Consider the following 24,770-nt stretch of genomic DNA (forward strand, 5'->3'; position numbering starts at 1 on the left):
GCTCTCCTCAGTCCAACCGGGTCAGAATGACCGGTCCGTTGGGAGTGACGGCAACGGTATGTTCAAAGTGAGCGGAAAGGCTTCCGTCCTTTGTCACCGTTGTCCAGCCGTCCGGCAGTATTTGAACCGCACAGCCGCCTGCGTTGATCATGGGCTCGATGGCTATCACCATGCCCGGCAACAGTCGCACTCCCCTGCCGGGAGTGCCGTAATTGGGTACGCTTGGGTCTTCGTGCATGTTCGCACCTACTCCGTGGCCGACAAATTCTCGTACCACCGAGTAATTGCGAGCCTCGGCATACTCCTGCACCGCATGACCGATATCGCCGATGCGGTTTCCGGGCTTTGCCTGTTCGATCCCTCGATACAGGGCCTGCTCGGTGGTTTCCAAAAGCGCCTGCGCTTCCGGGCTGATCTCCCCGCAGGGGAAGGTCCATGCGTTATCCGCATTGAAACCCTCGTAGCATACGGTCAGATCGATATCCACGATGTCGCCCTTTTTCAAAATCTGGCTTTTGGAAGGTATGCCGTGGACAACTACCTCATTTACAGAAATACAAGTGCTGGCAGGGAATCCGTCGTAATTCAGGGAGCTGGGTATCGCGCCTGACTTCTCGATATATTCTCGGGCGATCCGGTCGATCTCCCAGGTTGAGACCCCTGGTTCGACGGCTTCTCCGGCTAGCTGCAGTGCTTTTTGCGAAATCTTGCCGGCTTCCCGGATAATGGAAATTTCCCGGCTGGTTTTCAGCACGATCATGTGAGGTCCTCCAGAGCCTCCAAAGTCAGGCGGGTGGTATCCTCCACCTTTTCCTGACCGTGGACAACAAGCAGCTTGCCCTGCTTGCTGTAAAACTCCTTGAGGGGCTCGGTCTGGTTATGATACACTGCCAGACGCTCTTTTACTGTATCGGGATGGTCGTCCTTGCGCTGAATGAGGGTGCCGCCGCAAGCGTCGCACTTTCCCTCCACCTTAGGCTGCTTATACAGCACGTGGTAGGAAGAGCCGCAAGTTTCGCAGACACGGCGTCCAGACATTCTGGTCACGATATCTTCGTCGGCAACTTCAATATCCAGCACCGCGTCGATACCTGCGCCCATGGCGTCCAGCGCCTCGGCCTGGGGAATGGTCCTGGGGAAGCCGTCCAGAATAAAGCCGTTTTTGCAATCGTCTTCCTGAATGCGGTCCTTGATGATGCCGATGAGGATATCATCGGGCACCAACTGACCGCTTTCCATATAGGACTTGGCCTTCAGACCCATCTCCGTGCCGTTCTTCAGCGCCTCACGGAGAATGTTCCCCGTGGAGATCGTGGGAATATTTTTTTCGCGGCAGATGATCTCTGCCTGTGTGCCCTTTCCCGCGCCGGGCGCACCTAACAAAATCAGTTTCATCTCGTTCCTCCTTCTCAGTCGAGGAAGCCCTTATAATGACGCATCATCATCTGAGATTCCAGCTGCTTCACGGTTTCCAGAGCTACACCTACGATAATGATGACCGACGTGCCGCCCAGGGACAGCCCCGCCATGTTGGTCACCTTGGTGTAGATGATCGGCACCAGCGCCACAAAGGCAAGGAACAGGGCGCCAATCAGGGTCACCTTGGAAAGGATCTTTGCGATGAAGTCCGCCGTAGGCTTGCCGGGGCGGATGCCCGGGATCGTGCCGTTGCTCTGGCGGAGGTTGTTCGCCATCTCCAGCGGATTATACTGCACGGACATGTAGAAATACGCGAACAGAATAATCATCAGGAAATAGAGAACGATATACACCCACCCGGTCTGCTCAAACGCATTGAAGAAGCCTGCCCAGAAAGTGCCTTCCTCAGGCTTCACAAAGAAGTGGATAAACTGGGGGATGAACAAAATGGAGCTTGCGAAGATCACGGGCATAACGCCGCTCATTGCCACCTTGATGGGCAGGAAGGAGCTTTGTCCGCCGTACATTTTGCGCCCGACGACCTTCTTTGCATACTGCACCGGGATCCGGCGCTCTGCCTCGTTCATGAAAACGATGACCCAGATCACGCCCAGGAACAGCACGATGAACAGCGGGGCAAGGATCAGGAACCGCCCATTGGTAGAGGGGCTGTCCAGACCCAGCTGGAAATACTGCCACACAGTGCCGAAGGTGACGGGCAGACGTGCCACGATACCTGCCAGCAGGATCATGGAAATGCCGTTGCCGATGCCCTTCTCATTGATCTGCTCACCCATCCACATGATCAGCGCCGTACCGGCGGTAAAGGTCAATACGATGACGATCGCCACGAATACGCCGGAGAACCCGGAGGTGAACTTTACAATGCCGGAATTACGGAGATAGAAATAGTACGCAGTGCCCTGAATCAGACCCAGCAGCACAGTGACATACCGGGTAATGGCGGCGATCTTCTTGCGCCCCTCCTCGCCTTCTTTGGCGAGCCGCTCCAGCGGCGGGATCGCAACCTCCAACAGCTGCATAATAATGGAACTGTTGATATAGGGGGTGATACCCATAGCGAACAGGGACGCGTAAGAGAACGCACCGCCTGTCAGCATATTGATATAACCCAGCGCCGTATTTTCCGAAGCCTGGCTCATCAGGTTTGCCAGCCCGGAAGCATCGAGAAACGGCACAGGGATCACGGAACCCAGACGGAACACGATGATGATCATCAGCGTGTACAGGATCTTTTTCCGCAGGTCGGGGATCCTCCATGCGTTTTTGATGGTGTTAAACAACTCAGATCACCTCGGCCTTTCCGCCCGCAGCCTCGATCTTTGCTTTTGCAGCTTCGGAAAAAGCGGCGACCTTTACAGTCAGCTTCTTCTCCAGTTTGCCGCTACTCAGAATCTTCACGCCGTCGCAGCTCTTTTTCACGATACCTGCCTCGACCAATGCGGCTGTATCTACCACAGCCCCGTCTTCAAACTTGTTCAGACTTCCCACATTGATAGAAACGATCTCCTTGGCAAAGATGTTGTTAAAGCCCCGTTTCGGGATTCTTCTCTGCAAAGGCATCTGACCGCCTTCAAAGCCAGGTCTCATGCCGTGACCCGCTCTGGCTTTCTGACCCTTATGACCCTTACCGGCTGTTTTGCCGTTGCCGGAGCCGCTGCCTCTGCCAATGCGCTTGCGCTCCTGGGTAGAGCCGGGCGCAGCTGTCAGCTGATTGAGCTTCATTCTCATGCACCTCCTTGCGCTTATTCGCTTACCTCGACCAGATGTCTGATCTTTTTGATCTTGCCCTGTGTGGGGGCATTATCGGGCTGCTCGGCTTTGTCGCCGACCTTCTTCAGCCCAAGGGAACGGGCGGTTGCGATCTGATCCTTCTTACAGCCGATAAGGCTTTTTTTCAATGTAATCGTCACAAATGCACCCTCCCTTACAGAATTTCTTTCGCAGTCTTGCCGCGAAGCGCCGCAACCTGTTCCGCGGTACGCAGCTGGGTCAGACCCATCATGGTAGCGCGCACAACGTTGCAGGGATTCTTGGAGCGCAGAGCCTTTGCGCGGATATCCTTGATACCAGCGCTTTCCACCACCGCGCGGACCGGACCGCCGGCGATAACGCCGGTACCGGGGGCGGCGGGCTTCAAAATGACCTTGCCTGCGCCAAACTCACCGATGATCTCATGGGGAATGGTGGAACCCCGCAGAGAAATGGTGGTCAGATTCTTCTTTGCGTCCTCAATGCCCTTGCGGATAGCGTCCGGGACTTCCGCAGCCTTGCCGATACCAAAACCGACAGTGCCGTTTCCATCGCCTACAACTACCAGAGCAGAGAACTTCATGATGCGACCGCCTTTGACGGTTTTGGATACGCGGTTGATGGAAACAACCCGCTCCTGCATCTCAATTCCGGATGCGTCAAACTCTCTAGCCAAAATTTATTCCTCCTTCTTAGAAGTTGAGACCGCCCTCACGGGCGCCTTCGGCCAGCTCTTTGACGCGGCCGTGGAAGATATAGCCTCCGCGGTCGAAGACCACGTCGGTGATTCCTTTTTCCGCAGCCCGCTGAGCAATCATCTTGCCGACTTCGCGGGCAGCTTCCTTGTTGCCGCCGTTTCCGCTGAAGCTCTTGTCCAGAGTGGACGCTGCGCACAGGGTATTGCCCGTGGTATCGTCGATGATCTGAGCATAGATATTAGCGGAGGAGCGGAACACATTCAGGCGAGGGCAGGCTGCCGTACCTGAAATCTTGCCGCGCACTCTTTTATGGCGGCGAAGACGTGCTTTGTTCGTATCAGGTTTATTGACCATTTCTTCTCACTCCTTCTCTTAGCCTTTGGCACCCTTACCGGCTTTGCCTTCCTTATGGCGGACATACTCGCCGGCATAGCGGATACCCTTGCCCTTATAGGGCTCAGGCGGACGCTTCTCGCGGACTTCTGCTGCAAACTGACCGACCTTCTGCTTGTCGATGCCGGAGATCACGATCGTGTTGGGATTGGGAGCTTCGATCTTGATATCCTCGGTATCGGACACCGTCACCTGATGGGAATAGCCCAGGTTCATGACCAGGTCCTTGCCCTGCTTCTGCACACGATATCCTACACCCTGCACGTCCAGCGTCTTCTGGAAGCCCTCGGTCACACCGACCACCATGTTGTGGATCAGCGTGCGGGTCAGACCATGAAGCGACCGGGACTCCTTTTCGTCGTCGGGACGGGTAACGAGTATCTCATTGCCCTCCACAGCCACGGTCATCTTCGGGTGAAAAGTCTGGGTCAGAGTTCCCTTGGGTCCTTTGACCGTCACTTCACTGCCGTTGATCTTCACATCAACGCCAGCGGGAATATTTATGGGTTTTCTTCCAATTCTCGACATTCCGTCGCACCCCCTTCTTTTACCAAATGAACGCCAGCACTTCGCCGCCGACGTTTTGCTGTCTTGCCGCCTTATCGGTCATAACGCCCTTAGAGGTGGAAATGATCGCCACTCCCAGCCCCTTCATGACGCGGGGCAGCTCCTGCGCGTTGGAATAAATGCGCAGACCGGGCTTGGAAACTCTCTTCAGCCCCTTGATGACCGGGGTCTTCCCCTCGCCATACTTCAGGGTAATGGTGATAATACCCTGCTTTCCGTCTTCCGTGACCGTGAAGCTCTTCACGTAGCCCTCGTCAACAAGAATCTGGCAGATAGCCTTTTTCATGTTGGAGGCGGGAACCTCAACGGTATCATGCTTTGCAGACTGCGCGTTGCGGATGCGGGTCAGCAAATCGGCAATTGTATCTGTAACCTGCATGACTTAATAACCTCCTTTTGGTATCAGTATCATGTCCTGTCCTGAAAACTTTTCCTTTCGGAAAACCGTTTTCGCTTTTTTCCAGCTCCACAAATCCCGTGAAACTGCCCTTCTTTGATAAAGCCGCGAAGCAACTTCTAAAAAGCCGCTTTTCTTTGATGAAGTTGCGCAGCAACTTCAGGAAGGCTGCCTTTATTCAGTGAAGTTGCGAAGCAACTTCCAGAAAGCTGTTTACAGCTTTTTTACCAGCTTGCCTTCTTCACGCCGGGGATCTCGCCCTTGTAGGCAAGCTCGCGGAAGCAGATACGGCAAATGCCAAACTTACGAAGGTAGGCGTGGGGTCTGCCGCAGATCTTGCAGCGGTTGTATTCTCTGGTGGAATACTTCTGAGGTCTCTGCTGCTTGATTTTCATAGATGTTTTGGCCACGATGAATCCTCCTTATCTCATGAACGGAGCGCCCATGAGAGACAGAAACTCACGAGCCTCTTCGTCGGTTTTCGCTGTGGTGACGAAGCAGATATCCATACCCCGGACCTTATCGACCTTATCGTAGTCGATCTCGGGGAAGATCAGCTGCTCACGAATACCCATGTTGTAATTTCCTCTTCCGTCAAAGGAATTGGGATTGATCCCGCGGAAGTCACGGACACGGGGCAGCGCCACATTGAAAAGCCTGTCGAGGAATTCGTACATCCGCTCGCCGCGGAGCGTTACCTTCACGCCGATGGGCATACCCTCACGCAGCTTGAAGTTTGCCACGGATTTCTTTGCCTTACATACCAGGGGCTTCTGACCGGTAATGGCAGCCAGATCGCTGCTGATAGCGTCGATGGCTTTGGCGTTGTCTTTCGCTTCGCCCGCGCCCACGTTGACGACGATCTTGTCCAGCTTCGGAATTTCCATCACGCTCTTATAGCTGAACTTCTTCATCAGGGCAGGGGCGACTTCTGCTTTGTAGAAATCTTTCATTCTTGCCATTTGTGTTTTCCCTCCCTTACAGCGATTCGCCGCATTTCTTGCAAATGCGCTCTTTTGTGCCGTCCTGCAGAACCTTGTGTCCGACACGGGTGGGCTTTCCGCAGCGGGGGCAGACCACCTGCACCTTGCAGGCATAGATGGCGGATTCAGCCTTGATAATACCGCCGGGCTCGCCCATTCTGCGGGGTTTCACGTGCTTCTGCACGAAGTTGGCATTCTCAATGATGACCTTGCCCTCCTTGGGGCTGACCTGCATGATCTTGCCCTTCTTGCCGCGGTCCTTACCGCTCAAGATCACAACGGTATCGCCGGTCTTTACATGCAATTTTTTATTCATTGACGTCCACCTCCATCAAAGCACTTCGGGAGCCAGGGACAGGATCTTCAGATATTCCTTGTCGCGCAGCTCACGGGCAACGGGCCCAAAAATACGAGTGCCCCTGGGGTTCTTGTCGTCACGGATAATGACGGCAGCGTTCTCGTCGAAACGAATGTAAGTGCCATCGTCTCTGCGCACGCCGGAAGCCGATCTCACGATGACCGCCTTCACAACGTCGCCCTTCTTTACCACGCCGCCGGGCGCTGCCTTTTTGACAGAAGCCACTACGACGTCGCCAATATTGGCATACCTCCTGCCGGTACCGCCCAGAACACGAATGCACATAAGCTCCTTCGCGCCGGTGTTGTCGGCAACTTTGAGGTAAGTCTGCTGTTGAATCACAGTGCGTTCCTCCTTTGCTCTAAAGCCAGATGAATCAAAATGAAATTACTTGGCTTTCTCGATGATTTCGACCAGACGCCATCTCTTATCCTTGGAAAGGGGACGGGTCTCCATGACGCGTACGCGATCTCCCACGTTGCACTCGTTGTTCTCATCGTGGACCTTGCGCTTCACTGTACGCTTGATGACCTTGCCGTAAAGCGGGTGCTTCACACTGTCCTGAATGGCAATGACAATGGTCTTATCCATCTTGTTGCTGACTACGCGTCCGACAGCTGTTTTTCTCATGTTTCTCTCTTCGCTCACTTTTCGTTCCTCCCTTCCCTTAAGCGTTCTCGGCGTTCATCTCATTTTCACGGATCACCGTTTTGACACGGGCAATATCCTTTTTTACCGCTGAGATACGCATGGGGTTATCGAGCTGATTGATAGCGAGCTGGAAACGAAGGTTAAAAAGCTCCGCCTTGAGCTCACCGAGCTTGCTGTTCAGCTCTTCAGCTGTCAATTCTCTGATTTCTGAAGCTTTCATGACTTACGCCTCCGTTTCTTTCTTGATGACTTTGCACTTGATGGGAAGCTTGTTGGCAGCGAGGCGGAGGGCCTCCTTTGCCGTTGCTTCCGGCACACCGCCCAGCTCGAACATGACACGGCCGGGCTTGACCACGGCTACCCAATACTCGGGAGAGCCTTTACCAGAACCCATTCGGGTTTCAGCCGGCTTCTGAGTGACAGGCTTGTCGGGGAAAATCTTGATCCAAACCTTACCGAAACGCTTGCAGTAACGAGTCATGGCGACACGGGCGGCTTCGATCTGGTTTGAGGTGATCCATGCGGGCTCCAGAGCCTGGAGACCGTAATCACCGTAGGTGACCTTATTGCCGCGAAGAGCCTTGCCCTTCAGGCGGCCTCTCTGTACCCTGCGGTACTTCACACGCTTGGGGAGTAACATTTATCTGTGCCCTCCTTCCCTGTTTCCCGCAGGACGTCTGTCCCTGCGGTCATCGCGCCTGCCGCGGTTGTCGCGGTTATCACGGTTGCCGCGCTCCTCGCGGTTCCCGCTGCGGTTGTCATTCAGCACTTCACCCTTGTAGAGCCACACCTTGACGCCGATAGCGCCGTAGATGGTCCTTGCCACGGTGAAGCCGTAGTCAATGTCAGCGCGCAGGGTCTGCAGCGGGATCGTGCCGTCATGGTACTCTTCGCTGCGGGCGATATCGGCGCCGTTCAAGCGGCCGGACACCTTTGTCTTGATCCCCTTCGCGCCCAGGCGCATGCTGCGCCCGATGCAGCCCTTCATCGCACGGCGGAACGCGATACGGCGCTCCAGCTGGGAGGCGATGTTCTCAGCGACCAGCTGAGCGTTCAGGTCGGGCTGGCGGACCTCGATGATGTTGATGACAACGGGCTTGCCCAGCATTTTTTCGCACTGCTGGCGAAGCTTTTCGATCTCCGTGCCGCCCTTGCCGATGACCAGACCGGGCTTGGCACAATGAATGTGGATACGCACCTTGGATGCGTCCCGCTCGATTTCAATTTTCGGAATGCCCGCGGAATACAGCTGCTTCTTCAGCATCTTGCGGAGGTTGTAGTCCTGTACGAGCGTGTCGCCGAACTCATTGTCCTTCGCGAACCAACGGGAATCCCAGTCTTTAATTACGCCCACGCGAAGACCGTGGGGATTCACTTTCTGACCCATAATTTGCCTCCTTACCGCTTACTCTTTTTCCTTCACCACAATGGTGATGTGGGAAGTTCTCTTCAACACCCGGAACGCTCTGCCGTGTGCGCTGGGACGGATCCGCTTCAGGATCGGTCCGGGGGTCACATAGCACTGGGAAACGTAAAGGCTGTTTCTATCCATGTTGAAATTGTTCTCAGCATTTGCCACTGCGGACTTGAGGAGCTTCTCCAGGTCCTCACAGGCAGCCTTGGGCGTATGCTGCAAAATAGCGGCGGCAAGGTCCACCGGCTTGTTCCGGATCAAATCCAGCACGATTCCGACCTTGCGAGGAGAGATACGGGTATAGTTCAGTGTTGCTTTCGCTTCCATAATCTATCTTCTCCTTTCTTTTACTTGGTCGTTTTCGCACCGGCATGACCCTTAAAGGTGCGGGTGGGGGCGAACTCGCCCAGCTTGTGACCGACCATGTCCTCGGTGATGTACACCGGCACATGCTTGCGACCGTCATGGACTGCAATGGTATGACCGACAAAATCCGGGAAGATCATGGAGGCTCTGCTCCAAGTCTTGACGATTTTCTTTTCGCCGGCCTCGTTCATAGCCTGGATCCTTTTCAGCAGCACGGGCTGTACAAAAGGTCCTTTTTTCAGACTTCTGCTCATAGCTTGAAATTCACTATCCTTTCGTTGTTGGTACGGGGGACTCCACGGTTTCTCCGGGTCCCCCTGCCCGTGTGCTTACTTGCCGTTTCTGCGCCTTACGATAAACTTATCGCTGCGGTTGTGCGTCTTGCGGGTCTTGTAACCCAGAGCGGGCTTGCCCCAGGGGGTAACAGGTCCGGGACGACCCACAGGGCTCTTGCCCTCGCCGCCGCCATGGGGGTGGTCGTTGGGGTTCATAACGGAACCGCGGACGGTAGGTCTCCAACCCATGTGGCGCTTTCTGCCAGCCTTGCCGATCTTCACATTTTCGTGGTCGATGTTCGAAACCTGACCGATGGAAGCCATGCAGTTCTCCGGCACGTTGCGAAGCTCGCCGGAGGGCAGTCTCAGCAGAGCCATGCCGTTCTCTTTTGCCATCAGCTGCGCCATGATACCGGCGGCTCTTGCCAGCTGGGCGCCCTTGCCGGGATACAGCTCCACGTTGTGAATGAAGGTGCCCACGGGAATGCTCTTCAGGGGAAGGGCGTTGCCGGGCTTGATATCGGCGGTTTCGCCGGAAACTACCTTGTCTCCCACCTTCATGCCGTTGGCTGCAAGGATATATCTCTTTTCGCCGTCCTCATACTGGACGAGGGCGATGAAGGCGGAACGGTTGGGATCGTATTCGATGCTCAGCACAGTGGCTTCCACATCGTGCTTCTGCCGCTTGAAGTCGATGATACGGTACTTCTTGCGGTTGCCGCCGCCGCGGTGGCGGACGGTGATCCTGCCGTAGCTGTTGCGGCCGGCATTCTTGTCCAAAGGAGCCAGCAGGCTCTTTTCGGGGCCGTTCTTTGACAGGCTCTGATAATCCGTAACGGACATATTGCGCCTTGCCGCAGTGGTCGGCTTGTAATTCTTGATTGCCATTTGGTTTTCACTCTCCTATTTCGGCTTTGCGGGAGCTTGGCGCTCTCCCATTCATGCTGATTTCAGCACTTTTCAAATGCTGTGCTTGATTCTTTTTCCAAGCTTTCCTGATCGGAAAGATCTGATGGATTTCAGGTGCAAATAAGCCTGAAAGCCGCGGATCTGTCGGTCAGAACTTACACCATGCTCTCGAAGAATTCTATTGTCTTGCTGTCCTCAGTCAGGGTAACGACGGCTTTCTTCCAGCTTCTGGTATAGCCTTCGTTCCTGCCCTGGCGGCGCAGCTGACCTCTCACATGGAGGGTGTTCACCTTGCTGACCTTCACGCCGAAAAGCTCTTCCACAGCTCTCTTGATGTCGATCTTGGTGGAATCCTTGCTGACCTCGAAGGTGTACTTCTTCAGGGAGTTTCCGTCCATGGTCTTTTCCGTAATGACGGGGCGGATGATGATATCCTGTGCTGCCATTATGCATACACCTCCTCGATTTTAGCCACCGCATCCTTGACGACAATAAACTTGTCGGCGTTCAGGATGTCGTATACATTCAGGGTGTTGACCTGCGCGGTCTTGACGCCGGGAATGTTCCGGGCGGAAGCGATCACCTTTTCGTCCACGGTGCTGAGAACGATCAGGGCTTTTTTCTCGCTGCCGATCGCTTTAAGCATTTCGGCGATGGTCCTAGTCTTGTAAGCGTCGGTGGTGATCTCGTCCAGCACGATCATCTCGTTGTCGTTCACCTTGGAAGAAAGAGCGGACTTCATTGCCAGGCGCTTGACCTTCTTATTTACGGTATAGCTGTAATCTCTGGGCTTCGGGGCAAACACGATACCGCCGTGGGTCCACTGGGGGGCTCTGGTGCTGCCCTGGCGGGCGCGGCCGGTGCCCTTCTGTCTCCACGGCTTCTTGCCGCCGCCGGAAACCTCTGCACGGGTCAGGGCGGACTGAGTGCCCTGGCGCTGATTGGCAAGGTAATTCTTTACCATGTCGTTCATCACGGAAACGTTGGGCTTTACGCCGAACACCGCTTCAGACAGCTCCTGCTTGCCGACTTCCTTGCCCTGCATGTTCAAAACTGCTACTGTAGGCATTCTGATTCCTCCTTCCCTTATGCTTTCACGCTGTTGCGAATGGTGACGATGCCGCCGTTCGGTCCGGGCACAGCGCCCTTGACGGCAATCAGATTGTTCTCTGCGTCTACCTTGGCGATGACCAGGTTCTGCACGGTAACGGTCTCCGCGCCCAGATGACCTGCCATCTTCACTCCCTTAAACACGCGGGAGGGGTCCGAAATAGGACCGCTGGAGCCGCCGTGGCGGGCAACAGGACCGGTACCGTGGGTCTCTTTCAGGCGATGGAAGTTCCAGCGCTTGATAACGCCCGCATATCCCTTGCCTTTGCTCACGCCGGTCACGTCCACGTGCTCGCCTGCTTCAAAGACGTCCGCCTTGATCAGGTCGCCCACGTTCAGCCCGCTGATGTCGTCCAGCCGCAGCTCGCGGAGGGTTTTCTTGGGGGCGACGCCGCCCTTGTCGAAGTGACCCTTCAGGGGCTTGGTCAGACGCTGGGGCTTCTGGTCGCCGAAGCCAACCTGGACCGCCTCATAGCCGTCGTTTTCCACGGTCTTCTTCTGCGTTACCACGCAGGGACCGGCTTCAATGACGGTGACGGGGATCACTTTCCCCTTCTCGTCGAAGATCTGCGTCATGCCGACCTTCTTGCCGATGATTCCTTTTTTCATGTTTGTTCCTCCTGTTAGGTTATTGGTTGAGTTCCCTCAACATGACCCTCTGTCTCGGTTGGTAGAAGCTTACAGCTTGATCTCTACTTCCACGCCGGCAGGGAGCTCCAGACCCATCAAAGCCTCAACGGTCTTATTCGAGGGTCTGAGAATGTCGATCAGTCTCTTGTGGGTGCGCATCTCAAACTGTTCCCGGCTGTCCTTATACTTATGAACAGCGCGCAGAATGGTGATGATCTGCTTCTCAGTGGGCAGCGGCACCGGGCCTGACACCCGAGCGCCTGTGCGCTTTGCGGTAGCAACGATCTTTTCGGCGGACTGGTCCACCAGCTGATGATCGTACCCCTTGATCCTGATCCTGATTTTTTCCTTGACTGCCACGTTAGTCGCCTCCTTATAAATTGGTTGGCGGGCATGAGTTTTTCTCTCCAAATGTTTTTTAACACTGCCCCGGGTGTTTCTACCCTGGGCATCAAAAAACCGAAATCCGCATACGGATTCCGGGAGTGGGAAACCCCATAACATCCTTTGAAAGACATAGACCCGGCCTGCCGGGAAAGCCCGGTGGTTCCCATCTTTCAAATTCCTTCGCCCGGTTTGAAATCGGACATACTCCACGGAAAAACCGGCTCAGAAGAGCCGCAACCTCCCGCTTCATCGCATATCTGGCGCTTCTCCGTACCAGCATGACGCTTTCGGAGAAACGTCTTGTGCAGTCACACTTGATTATAATATCATGCCTGTTCGTGTTTTGCAAGGAAAATTTCAAAATTTTTTCAAATTTTTTCGTTTTTTCTTTCCCAGTGTTTTTCCCGTTCCTTTCGGCACAATATCTGGTGGTTTTCTCCGCTCGGCACACAAGTTGAAAATAAGCGCCTGCCAAAAGGCAGGCGCTGTTTTGCCGCTTCCCTATGATTCAGGGAAGGTTTGCTTTTCCCCATCTGTTTCCGAACGGGATCGGCGTTTCCGCGCCCGCAGAAGGAGCACGGAATCATAAAGCTGCTCCACCGTTAAAAGGATCATGCCCTCCCAGCCCCGGTCCTGCCAAAGGGCGAACACAGTCAGGCACAGGGAAAGCAGGAACAGGGCGGCGCTGAGAAAAACGCCCTTGCGCCCCAGCCGGGCGCTTTGGTGGGTGCGGAACAGCAGGAGAAACGCCAACACCGCCCAATACAGGACGTTCGCCGCAATGAGGGGCGCAAGCCGGTAATTTCGAGCCGCCAGTCCGCCCACCCAGCCCAGCAGCGCGGGCAGCGCCCACAGCGCCAGCAGGGCAAAAAGCGCGTAAGTGAGCAGATAGCATATTCCTTTTCCAGCGTCCTGTTTTTTCACGGCAAGCTCCCTCCCTCGTTTTGCCGGGCGGTTTCCGGCGTTCCTCCGTTTCTCGTCTGTTCCAATTATAAAAAGATATCCCAAAAAAGTCAAATGATCCTACTTTCCACGCGGGCGATACCGTTACCGGGCAGGGCTGCAAAAGGAAACGGAAGCTTCCCTAGAAAAAGAAATTGGAAACAAATGAAAAGAAGCCGGGGAAATAGGACGAAGAAAGGAAAATGCGAAACAGCAGGAGCAGTTCGACAACAACGCTCCACAAAATCGGAAAAATGATTTTGAAATCGTGGGGCAAGCGGTACGTTCTGATAAACTGTAAAAGGAATGCAACTGCCAAAAGAACGGAAACGCCGATAGCAAGCCATGGCATGAAGGAATCCGCAATCAGGTCGACCAGGCAGAAAAGGGAACTGAGGAAAGAAACCCCGCCGAAGAAAACTGTCCAGGGGGAGGGATCGCTCCCTCTCCATTTGGAAACGACCAGCGCGACCAGCCAGGCAAGGGCGTTCCCCCCGGCGGTAATGGAGAACAGGTTTGCTACAGAACGCAGAGCGAAGTAGGAAACCGTGCCGACAATTTCTTTTGTTGGACCGGGCGCATATCGCACGGGAACACTATAGGGGGTCGCCATGCAGCAAAAAGCCGCTGCCACCAAAGCTATGATGAGGAAAAACAGAATATCCCCTGTCTTTTTTGTCATTTCTATTCCCTCGTTAAAAGTCAAACTCACATTTTATCTGCGTCAACCGTCACGCGCCGGGCGTTTCATAGCCCTGCTGCCGCAGGGCACGGTACAGCACAACGATGGTTTCCGCTTCGGTAGCGGTGTCCCTGGGGTTCAGCGTGGCTGCCGTTTTCCCGCCGACAATGCCGTTTCCTACCGCCCACTCCATAGCTTCCCGGGCGAAAGCGGACACACGGTTCCTGTCTTTGTACTTTGCAGGAAGTGCCGCGCCGGAAAGCCCTTTCGCCGTGCCGTCCTGATATATCTTATTTCGGTACTGCATATAGCGGTGCACGATAGTGACCATCTGCTCCCGGGTCAAAACGCTTTTGTCATTCTGTGGAACATTGCCTTCTTTCGTTCCAAAACAGATTACTGCTTTAGAAATCCACAAAGAGCCATCTGGAAGCTGACTGCCGTCCGGCAGTCTGGGTTCTCCGTTTCCCGGCTCTTTCCCGCCCAAATTCTGTTGATCCCTGCGTTCCATGGAATAAATCAACTGGCAAAGCCACCGCCGCGACATGGTTCTCTCGGCAAAGCCGGGACCGGGGTCAGCCGCGCTGCTCGGCGCTTTGATGTCAAGATATCCCGGGTGGCGAATGAACCAGTTGATGCTCTCCACCGCCCATTCCGGCTCGTCCTGATGATAAATGACGCCGTCCCCGCGTTGGGCGGCAAAAACAGGCTGCGCCGCGATTCCCGCGCACACGAGCACCGCCAGCAGCAGGGCTGCAAATTTGCGCAGGTGCCTTTTTCCAAAATTCTTTTTCATAAAATTTACTCCTTTCAATACGTTCGCAAGGTCATGGTACTGCTTACATTTCCGCTGGTATTATATGTTTCTTTCGCGTAAATCTTGATGGTATACAATCCTTTTTGATTTAATGTAAACGCGTGGGAAATAGAGTTCGTAGACATGACCCCATTGCTCCAAGATGACGTCGATTTATCAGGAGGTATCACCTCTATTGCCATGCGATAGCAGGTTCCGCCGGAACGACGTTCCGCATTACCCGAGAAAGTAACTGTGGTGCCTGCCGGAACGTTATCCTTCCAGTTACAGGTTACTCTTACTGCAGGAGGGGTAGAATATAAGTAAAATGCTTCTGGCACAACAATACGAAAAGCATGGTTACTATCACACTCTGCCAAGGGAACCAGCTTTTTGTCGTGCGTATGTGCCGACACATAAATCTGCGAATCAGATGGACCTGTCACTTTCCCAATAACCATCGCGTGACCTACGTCGCCGTCCTTATCTAAGACGAAAACAAGTGCACCCACCAATCTGTTCTTGTAATCATATATCTGATCTACCGGAGATGTGGTATAATATGAATTGCAGAACAGATTTGTTTCATTTTTATAATTTGTTTTTTGATTTTTCTACATAATCTTGAAAAGTCATTGTTCCTGTCCAACTACCACTGCGAGACCCTGCAGGGTCAAAATACCATTGCCCATCATACGAATTACCTACTCGATCCATTGGGGGGTCATAGGCTCTAATATTTGGCTCATCGCTGCCTCCAAACCCTGCAAACATGCATTGAGAAGCAAAGTTCATGCAATCGCCGCCGTCACCTGGTCCGGCAAAATTGGGAAAATTCTTATTGTAGTATTCCGTAGCTGCATAAACATCTCGTGTAGAAGTAGTATATTGTTTGGAATAATAGGCTGCGTTGGTGCGGTTGTAAGAATACACTTTCGCTCCATTTGCAGCAGCTGCAGCCCTTAATTCTTCTATACTCGGGCATGTTGTTTCTGCGACTATCGAAGCCGGCTGTGTCTGAAGTTTTTGCCGCTTTTGAATTTCTTCCTCTGCCTTGAAATCCATGTTGTGTGTATTGTCAAACAAATCATCTGAACTTATGTTCGAAATCTTCCAACCATACTCAGTTCTTACCAAGCTTATGACATAATTAGTAGATATAGCAGATTCCTCATCCAAATCAGGATACTGCATTCCGATAGTTTGGAATATTTTTACTTCTGCTGTATCGCCGTCTATAGTAATTTCTGGTTTTCCGTAAATTGTCTTGAAATCTGTAACATATGAATCGTTTTCTTCTCTCAAATACTTAAAATATAACGCTTTCTCACTAAAATATCTGCCAATATCAGCGTCAATTCCAATGGAATTTGCGGCTGAATCTTTACGAACCTTTTGAGCAACCTTTTCTTTCAAACTGTTTACTCGTTCTTGAGAAAGGCTGGAAACTGTATCACAAATAAGATCTACATCTCCTCTCTCATATCTGGCAGAAGAACTAATTGTAAGATAATTTTTCGTTAATTCAGAAATTTGCATTTCCTCCAGTGAATCTGCGGATACTGTTATGCTCATTCCAAAAAGCATACATAAAACTAAAACATAGCACATTATTTTTTTCATAAATAGCCGTCCTTTTCATTTTTTACGTGTTGTTAATCCTTTTTATGCGTATCCCTCAAGCCTGCCCCTATTTCTGCACAGGTACCCTCTCCTCTCAAGCAATGGCGCCGCATTCCATGGAGCCTGAAAGCCGTGTCAAATGCTTTTTCTTTTCTGTTTTTTGCCTTTTGTTTTTCTATTTTTGCTTTTTACATTTTTACTTGTCTAGGTAAAGTATATTATTTGCGTCAGCATTTGTCAACAAGATTTTTGATTTTTATGGAATTTTGCTAAAATTCAGTGTTGAAGTCCCTCTCCACGCTCTTTTGTTTCCCTTGCTTTTCCGGGCGGACGTTTCTTTTCCATTTCCTCTGGACTTTTGAAAAAGAACAAAGTACAATACTGGAAGAAAGCAAACCATCTCTCAACAGGAGCAAGAAAGGGGCATTTTATGAAATTTACCAGGGGCTATTGGCTGAACCTCCCCGGCGTGGAGGCTGCCGACTGCGTACAGATTCGGGAAATCAAAATCGAGCGGGACAGGGTATACCTGTATGCCGTGCCATATCCCCAGGACGAGCGCGCCATGGGCGGACCTGTGCTGGAGATGTTCCTTTCCTCTCCCCAGCCGGATATTATCCGCACACAGGCGTACCATTTTATGGGCAGCGCCAGAAAGGAGCCGCAGTTTGAGCTGAACGACATTAAGGTCCCGCTGGACGTGACGGAGTTCGATGGCGGCATTTCTGTGAAAAGCGGCAGCACCGAGCTGCGCGTCACGAAAAACCCTGCTTCCTTTACTTACTTTTATAAAGGAAAGAAGCTGACCCAGATCGGCGACCGCTTCGGGCACGCCATGCTCAGCACCATGAAAACCCGGTCGGGTTCTTTCATGCGGTGCCAGCTGGATCTGGACATCGGCGAGAAGGTGTACGGGCTGGGGGAGCGCTTCACGCCTTTCGTGAAAAACGGTCAGGTGGTGGATATGTGGAACGAGGACGGCGGCACCTGCTCCGAAATCTCCTACAAAAATATTCCCTTCTATCTGACCAACAAGGGCTACGGCGTGCTGGTAAATTCCAGCGACAGGGTTTCCTATGAGATATGCTCGGAGGTGGTGACCCGGGTGCAGTTCTCCGTGCCCGGCGAAAAGATCGACTTTATGGTCATCGGCGGCGGGGACGGCAAAACCGTGCTGCAAAACTACACCGCCCTTTCCGGGCGTCCTGCCCTGCCCCCGGCATGGAGCTTCGGGCTGTGGCTGACCACCTCCTTTACCACCAGCTATGACGAAAAGACAGTCACCAGCTTTGTGGACGGCATGACCCAGCGGAATATCCCCCTCCATGTGTTCCACTTTGACTGCTACTGGATGAAGGAAAACGAATGGTGCAATTTCACCTGGGACAGCGCCACGTTCGACGACGTGCCCGGAATGCTCTCCCGCATGAAAAACGAAAAGAAGCTGAAGATATGCGTGTGGATCAATTCCTACATCGGGCAGAAGTCCCCGCTTTTCAGGGAAGCCATGGAAAAAGGCTACCTCCTGAAGCGCCCTAACGGCGACGTGTGGCAGTGGGACCTGTGGCAGGCTGGCATGGGTCTGGTGGACTTCACCAACCCCGCCGCATGGGACTGGTACCAGGGCAAGCTGCGGGCGCTGCTGGACATGGGCGTGGACTGCTTCAAGACCGATTTCGGCGAGCGGATTCCCACCGATGTGGTTTACTTCGATGGCAGCGACCCCGAGCTGATGCACAACTATTACACCTACCTGTACAACAAATGCGTTTTCGAGCTTTTAGAGGAGTACAAGGGCAAAAATAATGCCTGTCTCTTTGCCCGCAGCGCCACGGTGGGTGGGCAGAAATTCCCGGTCCACTGGGGTGGGGACTGCTCCTCCAACTACCTTTCCATGAGCGAATCCCTCCGCGCCGGGCTGTCCCTGTGTTTGTCCGGCTTCGGCTTCTGGAGCCACGACATCAGCGGCTTTGAGGGCACCGCCCCGGCGGACGTGTACAAGCGCTGGTCGGCGTTCGGGCTGCTGTCCACCCATTCCCGGCTCCACGGCTCCAACTCCTACCGGGTGCCCTGGCTCTTTGACGAGGAAGCCGTGGACGTGCTGCGGAAATTCACCAACCTCAAATGCACCCTCATGCCCTATCTGTACTCCGCCGCGGTGGAGACCCACGAAACCGGCGTTCCCGCCATGCGCGCCATGGTGCTGGAATTCCCGGAAGACATTCCCTGCGCCGATCTGGACCGCCAGTATATGCTGGGCGGCAGCCTGCTGGTCGCCCCGGTGTTTACCAAGGAGGGCGATGTGAACTACTACCTGCCTGCCGGGACATGGACGGGGCTGCTGGACGGTCGCGTGGTCGAGGGCGGGCGCTGGCTCCACGAGGTGCACGATTTCATGAGCCTGCCCCTGATGGTGCGGGAAAACACCATTCTCCCCATGGGCGCGGACGACCAAAACGTGGAATATGACTACGGCAAAGACTTGACCCTCCATGTGTACCAGCTGAAGACTTCCGCTTCCGCCAATATCAGGGACAAGGACGGAGCCGACCTGCTCCGCGTCACCGGGGCAAGGGAAGACGGCGCTCTCCGCTTCCACTTCGCCGGAAAGGCGGAAAACCTCCGTATGCTGCTCCACGGCATTTCCGGCGTGAAAAGCGTTTCCGGCGCGCAGGCAGAGACCACAGAGCAGGGTGTTTTGCTCACGGTAGACTCCGAGCTGAACGATGTGACGATTACGCTGTAATTTCTGAAAAAACAAAACGAACAGCCTTTCCGCGGCAATTGCTGTGGAAAGGCTGTTTTGCGTTTTTCCTTATTTCAGGCGGTTCCGGTTCTTTTCCAAATACTGTTTCCATTCCGCGGTTCGGCTTCCGGCAACAACGGAACGAATAATGCCAAGCCCCACGGAAACCGCTACAATGATGAGCAGCGACGCTATTTTTTTATTACTTATCCCGACAGGCTGCTGGAACAGTATGACAAGCACAATCATTGCCAGCACAATATCCGCTACAATTGCTATCAGAAAAAAACCGCTCTTTTGCGGGTTTTCTTTTTTCCACTTTGCTAAAAATTCCTTTCGCAGCTCACTTTCGGTCATCTTTTCATTCCTCCTGAATATACCAAAATGGGATATTTGCATTATACCGTTTTGGGATAATACTGTCAAGGGGGGGATTGCAAATTTTCAGATTACAGCAGCTCCGCAAAGAGCGGGGCGTCACGCAGATCAAAATGGCAATGGATTTGAATATGAGCCAAAACACCATCAGCCGGTATGAAAACGAATTACGGGAAGCGGATTATCAAACTCTGATCAAATTCGCGGACTATTTCCATGTTTCCATCGATTACCTGCTGGGCAGAACAGAAAACCCAACCATGAACCTGTAATTTTTCATTTTATAATCCGGCAAGGTCTTCTCTCTCAGTAGAAGCGCCTTGCTTTTTATCTAATTCACCCATTTTTTCTTTTTATTGTTTTGATTTTTAGGCAGCTTGACATCTCCCGCCGGGGTCTGATACAATAGGAAAAGAAAAAAATCGGCTGAAAGGGTGCATTTCTATGGAAAAAAAGAAGTCCAGGGACGGCAGGTTCCTGACCGTGGAAAACAAAAACGGACCTGTGCTGGGGTTCTGCCCGGAGTCCGGGGTGGAAATTCTGGAGCAGGACGGCTGCTATTTTAAGGACCTGGCAAAAACCGGGGAGCTGCTGCCCTATGAGGACTGGCGGCTTTCCGCGGACCAGCGGGCGAAAGACCTTGCTTCCCGCATGACGGTGGAGCAGATCGCCGGGCTGATGCTGTACTCTCCCCACCAGATGGTGCCCGCCATGCCCGGCGGACCCTTCCCCGGCACCTACCACGGAAAGCCCTTCCCGGAAAGCGGGGAAAAGCCTTGGGCGCTCAGCGACCAGCAAAAAGATTTACTGGGCAAGGACCATATCCGGCACATTCTGGCTATGAAGCTGGAAAACGCCGACACTGCCGCCCGCTGGAACAATGAAATGCAGGCGATGGCGGAAAGCCTTCCCCTTGGTCTGCCGGTGAATACCAGCAGCGACCCCCGCCACGGCGCGGCGACCTCCGGCGCGGAGTACCGGGGCGGCGCTGGGGGAGACGTTTCCAAATGGCCGGAGGGCTTGGCAATGTCCGCCACCTTCTCCCCGGAGCTGTGCAGGCGCTTTGGGGAGATCGCTTCCAGGGAATACCGGGCAATGGGCATTGCCACCGCCCTTTCCCCCCAGATAGACCTTGCCACTGAGCCCCGCTGGATGCGGTTCGGCGACACTTTCGGCGAGCACCGGGAGCTCTCCGCCGACATGGCGCGGGCATACTGCGACGGCATGCAGACCACCGAAAACACGGAAACCGGCTGGGGCAAAGACAGCGTAAACGCCATGGCGAAGCACTGGCCCGGCGGCGGCACCTGTGAGGGCGGCAGAGACGCCCACTACGCCTGGGGCAAGTACGCGGTATATCCCGGCGGCAATTTTGAAGAGCATTTGACCCCGTTCCTGAACGGCGCTTTCCAGCTGGACGGTCCTACCGAAAAGGCGGCGGCGATCATGCCTTACTACTCCGTCTCCTGGGGACAGGACAGCAAAAACGGCGAAAACGTGGGAAATTCCTATAACGAGTACATCATTCACGACCTGCTTCGGGAAAAGTACGGGTATGACGGCGTGGTCTGCACCGACTGGGGCATCACCGCCGACCACGGCGAGGGCGTGGAGGGCTTTGCCAGCCGCTGCTGGGGCGTGGAAGAGCTGAGCGAAGCCGAGCGCCACCTCCGTATCCTGATGAACGGCGTAGATCAGTTCGGCGGCAACGCCGAAGCCGCTCCTGTGCTGGAAGCATACCGGCTGGGCTGCGAAAAATACGGTGAGGAAACCATGCGCAGGCGCTTTGAAGAATCCGCCGTGCGGCTGCTGAAAAATTCCTTCCGCTGCGGGCTGTTTGAGAACCCCTACCTGGAAGCTGAGGACAGCGCCGCCCTGGTGGGCTGTGAGGAATTTTGCAGAGAGGGCTATGAAGCCCAGCTGAAATCTGTGATTCTGCTGAAAAATAAGGAAAATATTTTACCTCTCAAGCGTGGCGTCAGGGTTTACGTCCCCAGCCGCCACATCGACGCGACTCCCGCTTTCTTCCGCAATATTGATCCGGCGAAGGATTTTGACCCCGTGCCCAGAACGCTGCTGGAAAAATATTTTACCGTGGTGGACAGCCCGGAAGAAGCCGACGTGGGGCTGGTGTTCATCGAAACGCCTATCACGAACCCCTATGAGGTCAGCGACCGGGAGCAGGGCGGCAACGGCTATCTGCCTGTCAGCCTGCAGTTCCGCCCCTACACGGCAAAGCTTGCCCGGGAACACAGCATCGCCGGCGGGGACCCCTACGAGGATTTCACCGACCGGGGATACAAAAACAAAACCGTCCGCGCCGCCAACGAAAGCGATCTGGACAATATTCTGGACACCAAGCGCCGCATGGGAAATAAGCCGGTGATCGTCATTGCGGAAATGAACAAGCCCATGGTCATGGCGGAGTTCGAGGGGGAAGCCGCCGGCATCGTGGCGCATTTCGGCGTACAGGCGCAGGCGGTGCTGGACATTCTCACAGGCGGCGCCCAGCCCAGCGGTCTGCTGCCCGTGCAGATCCCCAAAGACATGGACACGGTGGAGACCCAGCAGGAGGACGTTCCCTTCGACATGGCGCCCTACACCGACGAATGCGGCAACACCTACGATTTCGGTTTCGGCTTGAGCTTTTCCGGCGTCATTTCCGACAGCCGAACGGAAAAGTACAAGAAGACGAGGTAATTTCCTTACCCATGGGAAAACCTTTTCCCGGTATCGGCATGGTATCAAGAAAGCCAGGCGATTAAAATCGCCTGGCTTTCTGCAAACATGTAGGCAAACGGACTGCCGAGAAAGCGATAAGTGGCGGGAAACACCTCTCTTGCGACTCCCTGCCTGAGGGTCAGAGAGGCAAAAGAAAAGCACCCGGACAGGGTGCTTCAGTAATCGAATTATTTCCTTCTTCCGGCTCCGCCGCCGCGCGAACCACCGCCAGAAGAAAAGTTGCCCGAACTGCTGCCATTATGTTTATGCACACTTCCTCCATGTGAAAATCTGATAGAGCTACTATTACCTGCCCTGTTCCTATGTGAATGACCGCAATAATTAGAGCTATCAAGAGTCACAAAATGCTCTTCATCATCCTCGTTATCTGAACTGGCGAGCCCATGGAAAAAGAAATAGAGAAAAAGTAACAAAATCTTTTTCAAAGCATTTTTGAAAGGGTGTTCTTGTACAGAAGGTTCTTCAAGAGCAGTTGTTTGTTCCTGCTCTAATCTTTGTTTGTAACTAGGTGCATATTTTTCACGAATTTCCGCTTCCCAAATATTGCGTTTATCGTTCTCCATTCGCGCATACTCAAGAACGGGTACTTTCGTGTTAATAAACCGAACACCGCATTTAGAGCAAAAAGGGTTATTACTGGTGAGATTTCCATTTTCATCACCCATAACTCCCTTAATGGCAGCACAGGAAGGGCACACACATGCATAAATGATATTTGCCATATTCCATACACTCCTTTTCTAAAATTATAATATGCGATTCCCAAATGTCAAGGTTTAGTCAGCCTTTTCTTACAGTTTGATATTTAGTCAAGAAGGAACTCAAAAATCAAAGATTTTCGGCAGGAACATTTCCCTTTCTCCGGACGAACCTGCTCAAAACAGACCAAACACAAAACCCCCGAAGCGGGAAGCCTCGGGGGTTCGGTTTTACTGTTATTTTTCTCAGCAGAATGGATTCTCGCCGGGGTACAGCATTCCCTTGGGCTGGTTGAAGCCGATATCCGCCACGCCCAGGAACTTAAATACCTCGAACAGCGCCTTGCCGTGGTGGCCAAACGCCACCGCGCCGTGATGGGGATAGTTCTTCTCGATCAGCACATGGCGATAGAAGCGCCCCATTTCGGGAATGGCAAACACGCCGATGCCGCCAAAGGACTTTGTGGCAACGGGCAGGACCTCGCCCTCCGCCACGTATGCCCGCAGAATGCTGTCCGCCGTGCTTTGCAGCCGGAAGAAGGTGATATCTCCGGGGACAATGTCCCCCTCCAGCGTGCCCTGGGTGACCTCCTCAGGCAGGGTGCGCGCCATAATCATCTGATACTTCATGGTGGGCTTGCAAATCTTCTTGGAGCAGGTGTTGCCGCAGTGGAAGCCCATAAAGGTGTCGGACTGGGCATAGGGGAACTTGCCCTGGATTTCGCTTGCGAACATATCCTTGGGCACGGTGTTGTTGATATCCAGCAGGGTAACGATATCCCCGGAAACGCAGGCGCCGATAAACTCGCTGAGCGTGCCGTAAATATCCACCTCGCAGGAAACGGGTATCCCCCGCCCGGTCAGCCGGGAATTCACATAGCAGGGCACAAAGCCGAACTGGGTCTGGAACGCGGGCCAGCATTTGGTGGTCAGGGTCACGTACTTCCGATAGCCCCGGTGGGCTTCGATCCAGTCCAGCAGGGTGATCTCATACTGCGCCAGCTTTGTGAGGATTTCCGGCTTCTGGTTGCCCTCGCCCAGCTCCCGCTCCATGTCGGCTTTCACCTCGGCGATCCTGGGGTCGCCGTCATGCTGATGGAAAGCTTCAAACAAGTCCAGCTCGGAGTTTTCCTCGATCTCCACGCCCAGATCGTACAGCCGCTTGATGGGGGCATTGCAGGCGAGGAAATTCAGCGGGCGGGGACCAAAGCTGATGATCTTCAGGTCCCGCAGACCCACAACGGCTCTGGCAATGGGAAGGAACTCGTGAATGCGGTCGGCGCACTCCTCCGCGTCCCCCACCGGGTTTTCGGGGATATAGGCTTTGATCTCCCGAAGCTTCAAATTGTAGCTGGCGTTCAGCATTCCGCAGTAGGCGTCTCCTCTGCCGCCCACCAGGTCGTCCCCGCTTTCCTCCGCGGCGGCGATGAACATGGCGGGTCCGTCAAAATGCTTTGCCAGCAGGGTCTCGGAAATTTCGGGTCCGAAGTTGCCCAGGTAGACCACCAGTGCGTTGCAGCCCGCCTTTTTCACGTCCTCCAGCGCCTGCACCATGTGAATTTCAGACTCCACAATGCAGATGGGGCACTCGTACACGCCCTCCCCGCCGTACTTCTTTTCATAGGCAGCCATCAGCGCTTTCCGGCGGTTGACGGACAGGCTCTCCGGGAAACAGTCCCGGGATACGGCGACCACGCCGACCTTTACTTCTGGTATGTTATTCATAGCGATTCCTCCCGATTCTTGTAATAGATTTTCCGAACAGCTGCGCCGGGCACAGCTTTTCTTTATCATACTGGATATTTGGAAAAAAATCAACCGGGAACCACAAAG

General features: G+C 53.8%; 35 protein-coding genes. 3 read left to right on the plus strand and 32 right to left on the minus strand.

The window, feature by feature from the left end; genetic code table 11:
• Positions 1 to 7 precede the first annotated feature (7 nt).
• From map to AB8996_RS01940, 29 genes are all read right to left on the minus strand, one after another.
• Positions 8 to 760, minus strand: a complete 753-nt coding sequence (gene map, locus AB8996_RS01800) for a type I methionyl aminopeptidase (protein ID WP_369297263.1) — start codon at positions 758 to 760, stop codon at positions 8 to 10.
• A complete protein-coding gene (locus tag AB8996_RS01805) occupies positions 757 to 1,395 on the minus strand; it encodes an adenylate kinase (protein ID WP_369297264.1) in 639 nt (212 codons plus the stop codon). The genes map and AB8996_RS01805 overlap by 4 nt, the downstream gene beginning before the upstream one ends.
• 14 nt (positions 1,396 to 1,409) lie before the next feature.
• Entirely contained in the window at positions 1,410 to 2,723 is a 1,314-nt protein-coding gene (gene secY, locus AB8996_RS01810; protein ID WP_369297265.1) for a preprotein translocase subunit SecY, read from the minus strand.
• Between the two features lies 1 nt (position 2,724).
• Positions 2,725 to 3,165 (minus strand): 50S ribosomal protein L15, encoded by a 441-nt coding sequence (rplO, locus tag AB8996_RS01815; RefSeq protein ID WP_369297266.1) that lies wholly within the window; start codon positions 3,163 to 3,165, stop codon positions 2,725 to 2,727.
• A gap of 20 nt (positions 3,166 to 3,185) precedes the next feature.
• Positions 3,186 to 3,353: a 50S ribosomal protein L30 gene (rpmD, locus tag AB8996_RS01820; protein ID WP_369297267.1), complete on the minus strand. Its 168-nt coding sequence runs from the start codon at positions 3,351 to 3,353 to the stop codon at positions 3,186 to 3,188.
• 14 nt (positions 3,354 to 3,367) lie between these two features.
• A complete protein-coding gene (gene rpsE, locus AB8996_RS01825) occupies positions 3,368 to 3,835 on the minus strand; it encodes a 30S ribosomal protein S5 (RefSeq protein WP_369297337.1) in 468 nt (155 codons plus the stop codon).
• 49 nt (positions 3,836 to 3,884) lie between these two features.
• Positions 3,885 to 4,244, minus strand: coding sequence for a 50S ribosomal protein L18 (rplR, locus tag AB8996_RS01830; protein ID WP_369297268.1), 360 nt, complete (start codon positions 4,242 to 4,244; stop codon positions 3,885 to 3,887).
• Between the two features lie 18 nt (positions 4,245 to 4,262).
• Complete coding sequence (rplF, locus tag AB8996_RS01835) at positions 4,263 to 4,811, minus strand: 50S ribosomal protein L6 (RefSeq protein WP_369297269.1); 549 nt, start codon at positions 4,809 to 4,811, stop codon at positions 4,263 to 4,265.
• Positions 4,812 to 4,830: 19 nt separating this feature from the next.
• The gene (rpsH, locus tag AB8996_RS01840) at positions 4,831 to 5,229 is read right to left on the minus strand and encodes a 30S ribosomal protein S8 (RefSeq protein WP_369297270.1); all 399 of its coding nucleotides are present in this window, start codon (positions 5,227 to 5,229) and stop codon (positions 4,831 to 4,833) included.
• Positions 5,230 to 5,471: 242 nt separating this feature from the next.
• Complete coding sequence (locus AB8996_RS01845) at positions 5,472 to 5,657, minus strand: type Z 30S ribosomal protein S14 (protein ID WP_369297271.1); 186 nt, start codon at positions 5,655 to 5,657, stop codon at positions 5,472 to 5,474.
• Positions 5,658 to 5,669: 12 nt separating this feature from the next.
• Entirely contained in the window at positions 5,670 to 6,209 is a 540-nt protein-coding gene (gene rplE, locus AB8996_RS01850; protein WP_369297272.1) for a 50S ribosomal protein L5, read from the minus strand.
• Positions 6,210 to 6,225: 16 nt separating this feature from the next.
• A complete protein-coding gene (gene rplX, locus AB8996_RS01855; RefSeq protein WP_369297273.1) occupies positions 6,226 to 6,546 on the minus strand; it encodes a 50S ribosomal protein L24 in 321 nt (106 codons plus the stop codon).
• A 15-nt stretch (positions 6,547 to 6,561) separates the two neighbouring features.
• A complete protein-coding gene (gene rplN, locus AB8996_RS01860) occupies positions 6,562 to 6,930 on the minus strand; it encodes a 50S ribosomal protein L14 (protein ID WP_369297274.1) in 369 nt (122 codons plus the stop codon).
• Between the two features lie 45 nt (positions 6,931 to 6,975).
• Positions 6,976 to 7,218, minus strand: a complete 243-nt coding sequence (gene rpsQ, locus AB8996_RS01865) for a 30S ribosomal protein S17 (RefSeq protein WP_369297275.1) — start codon at positions 7,216 to 7,218, stop codon at positions 6,976 to 6,978.
• Between the two features lie 37 nt (positions 7,219 to 7,255).
• Positions 7,256 to 7,459 (minus strand): 50S ribosomal protein L29, encoded by a 204-nt coding sequence (gene rpmC, locus AB8996_RS01870; protein WP_369297276.1) that lies wholly within the window; start codon positions 7,457 to 7,459, stop codon positions 7,256 to 7,258.
• Between the two features lie 3 nt (positions 7,460 to 7,462).
• Positions 7,463 to 7,879, minus strand: coding sequence for a 50S ribosomal protein L16 (gene rplP, locus AB8996_RS01875; protein WP_369297277.1), 417 nt, complete (start codon positions 7,877 to 7,879; stop codon positions 7,463 to 7,465).
• Positions 7,880 to 8,626, minus strand: coding sequence for a 30S ribosomal protein S3 (gene rpsC / locus AB8996_RS01880; RefSeq protein ID WP_369297278.1), 747 nt, complete (start codon positions 8,624 to 8,626; stop codon positions 7,880 to 7,882). It abuts the gene before it with no gap.
• A gap of 18 nt (positions 8,627 to 8,644) precedes the next feature.
• Entirely contained in the window at positions 8,645 to 8,980 is a 336-nt protein-coding gene (gene rplV / locus AB8996_RS01885; protein ID WP_369297279.1) for a 50S ribosomal protein L22, read from the minus strand.
• Between the two features lie 20 nt (positions 8,981 to 9,000).
• Positions 9,001 to 9,273 (minus strand): 30S ribosomal protein S19, encoded by a 273-nt coding sequence (rpsS, locus tag AB8996_RS01890; RefSeq protein WP_322183941.1) that lies wholly within the window; start codon positions 9,271 to 9,273, stop codon positions 9,001 to 9,003.
• A 75-nt stretch (positions 9,274 to 9,348) separates the two neighbouring features.
• Positions 9,349 to 10,182, minus strand: a complete 834-nt coding sequence (gene rplB, locus AB8996_RS01895; RefSeq protein ID WP_369297280.1) for a 50S ribosomal protein L2 — start codon at positions 10,180 to 10,182, stop codon at positions 9,349 to 9,351.
• Between the two features lie 176 nt (positions 10,183 to 10,358).
• Complete coding sequence (gene rplW, locus AB8996_RS01900) at positions 10,359 to 10,649, minus strand: 50S ribosomal protein L23 (RefSeq protein WP_369297281.1); 291 nt, start codon at positions 10,647 to 10,649, stop codon at positions 10,359 to 10,361.
• Positions 10,649 to 11,272 (minus strand): 50S ribosomal protein L4, encoded by a 624-nt coding sequence (gene rplD, locus AB8996_RS01905; RefSeq protein ID WP_369297282.1) that lies wholly within the window; start codon positions 11,270 to 11,272, stop codon positions 10,649 to 10,651. The genes rplW and rplD overlap by 1 nt, the downstream gene beginning before the upstream one ends.
• 17 nt (positions 11,273 to 11,289) lie before the next feature.
• Positions 11,290 to 11,922 carry a 50S ribosomal protein L3 gene (gene rplC, locus AB8996_RS01910; RefSeq protein ID WP_369297283.1) on the minus strand — a complete coding sequence of 211 codons (633 nt, stop codon included), beginning with the start codon at positions 11,920 to 11,922 and terminating at the stop codon, positions 11,290 to 11,292.
• Between the two features lie 69 nt (positions 11,923 to 11,991).
• Positions 11,992 to 12,303, minus strand: a complete 312-nt coding sequence (gene rpsJ, locus AB8996_RS01915; RefSeq protein WP_066650219.1) for a 30S ribosomal protein S10 — start codon at positions 12,301 to 12,303, stop codon at positions 11,992 to 11,994.
• A 528-nt stretch (positions 12,304 to 12,831) separates the two neighbouring features.
• Positions 12,832 to 13,254, minus strand: a complete 423-nt coding sequence (locus AB8996_RS01920; protein ID WP_369297284.1) for a hypothetical protein — start codon at positions 13,252 to 13,254, stop codon at positions 12,832 to 12,834.
• A gap of 160 nt (positions 13,255 to 13,414) precedes the next feature.
• Positions 13,415 to 13,954, minus strand: a complete 540-nt coding sequence (locus AB8996_RS01925) for a hypothetical protein (protein ID WP_369297285.1) — start codon at positions 13,952 to 13,954, stop codon at positions 13,415 to 13,417.
• Between the two features lie 49 nt (positions 13,955 to 14,003).
• Positions 14,004 to 14,750: an S-layer homology domain-containing protein gene (locus AB8996_RS01930; protein WP_369297286.1), complete on the minus strand. Its 747-nt coding sequence runs from the start codon at positions 14,748 to 14,750 to the stop codon at positions 14,004 to 14,006.
• Positions 14,751 to 14,764: 14 nt separating this feature from the next.
• Positions 14,765 to 15,262: a hypothetical protein gene (locus tag AB8996_RS01935; RefSeq protein ID WP_369297287.1), complete on the minus strand. Its 498-nt coding sequence runs from the start codon at positions 15,260 to 15,262 to the stop codon at positions 14,765 to 14,767.
• 79 nt (positions 15,263 to 15,341) lie between these two features.
• Entirely contained in the window at positions 15,342 to 16,373 is a 1,032-nt protein-coding gene (locus AB8996_RS01940; protein WP_369297288.1) for an amidase domain-containing protein, read from the minus strand.
• Between the two features lie 430 nt (positions 16,374 to 16,803).
• Between AB8996_RS01940 and yicI the strand changes: the two genes are divergently transcribed.
• Positions 16,804 to 19,119 (plus strand): alpha-xylosidase, encoded by a 2,316-nt coding sequence (gene yicI, locus AB8996_RS01945; RefSeq protein ID WP_369297289.1) that lies wholly within the window; start codon positions 16,804 to 16,806, stop codon positions 19,117 to 19,119.
• A gap of 69 nt (positions 19,120 to 19,188) precedes the next feature.
• Here yicI and AB8996_RS01950 read toward each other — a convergent pair whose 3' ends face one another.
• Positions 19,189 to 19,545 carry a hypothetical protein gene (locus AB8996_RS01950; RefSeq protein WP_369297290.1) on the minus strand — a complete coding sequence of 119 codons (357 nt, stop codon included), beginning with the start codon at positions 19,543 to 19,545 and terminating at the stop codon, positions 19,189 to 19,191.
• Positions 19,546 to 19,553: 8 nt separating this feature from the next.
• Between AB8996_RS01950 and AB8996_RS01955 the strand changes: the two genes are divergently transcribed.
• Both AB8996_RS01955 and AB8996_RS01960 read left to right on the plus strand, forming a co-directional pair.
• Positions 19,554 to 19,769, plus strand: a complete 216-nt coding sequence (locus AB8996_RS01955) for a helix-turn-helix domain-containing protein (RefSeq protein ID WP_369297291.1) — start codon at positions 19,554 to 19,556, stop codon at positions 19,767 to 19,769.
• A 172-nt stretch (positions 19,770 to 19,941) separates the two neighbouring features.
• Complete coding sequence (locus tag AB8996_RS01960; protein WP_369297292.1) at positions 19,942 to 22,197, plus strand: glycoside hydrolase family 3 N-terminal domain-containing protein; 2,256 nt, start codon at positions 19,942 to 19,944, stop codon at positions 22,195 to 22,197.
• A 209-nt stretch (positions 22,198 to 22,406) separates the two neighbouring features.
• Here AB8996_RS01960 and AB8996_RS01965 read toward each other — a convergent pair whose 3' ends face one another.
• Together AB8996_RS01965 and AB8996_RS01970 are read right to left on the minus strand one after the other, a co-directional pair.
• On the minus strand, positions 22,407 to 22,961 hold the full coding sequence (locus tag AB8996_RS01965) for a hypothetical protein (protein WP_369297293.1): 555 nt from the start codon (positions 22,959 to 22,961) through the stop codon (positions 22,407 to 22,409).
• Positions 22,962 to 23,183: 222 nt separating this feature from the next.
• Entirely contained in the window at positions 23,184 to 24,662 is a 1,479-nt protein-coding gene (locus AB8996_RS01970; RefSeq protein WP_369297294.1) for an L-fucose/L-arabinose isomerase family protein, read from the minus strand.
• Positions 24,663 to 24,770 lie beyond the last annotated feature (108 nt).

It is taken from the genome of uncultured Neglectibacter sp. (genome assembly GCA_937958185.1).
Taxonomy (GTDB): Bacteria; Bacillota; Clostridia; order Oscillospirales; family Acutalibacteraceae; genus Acutalibacter.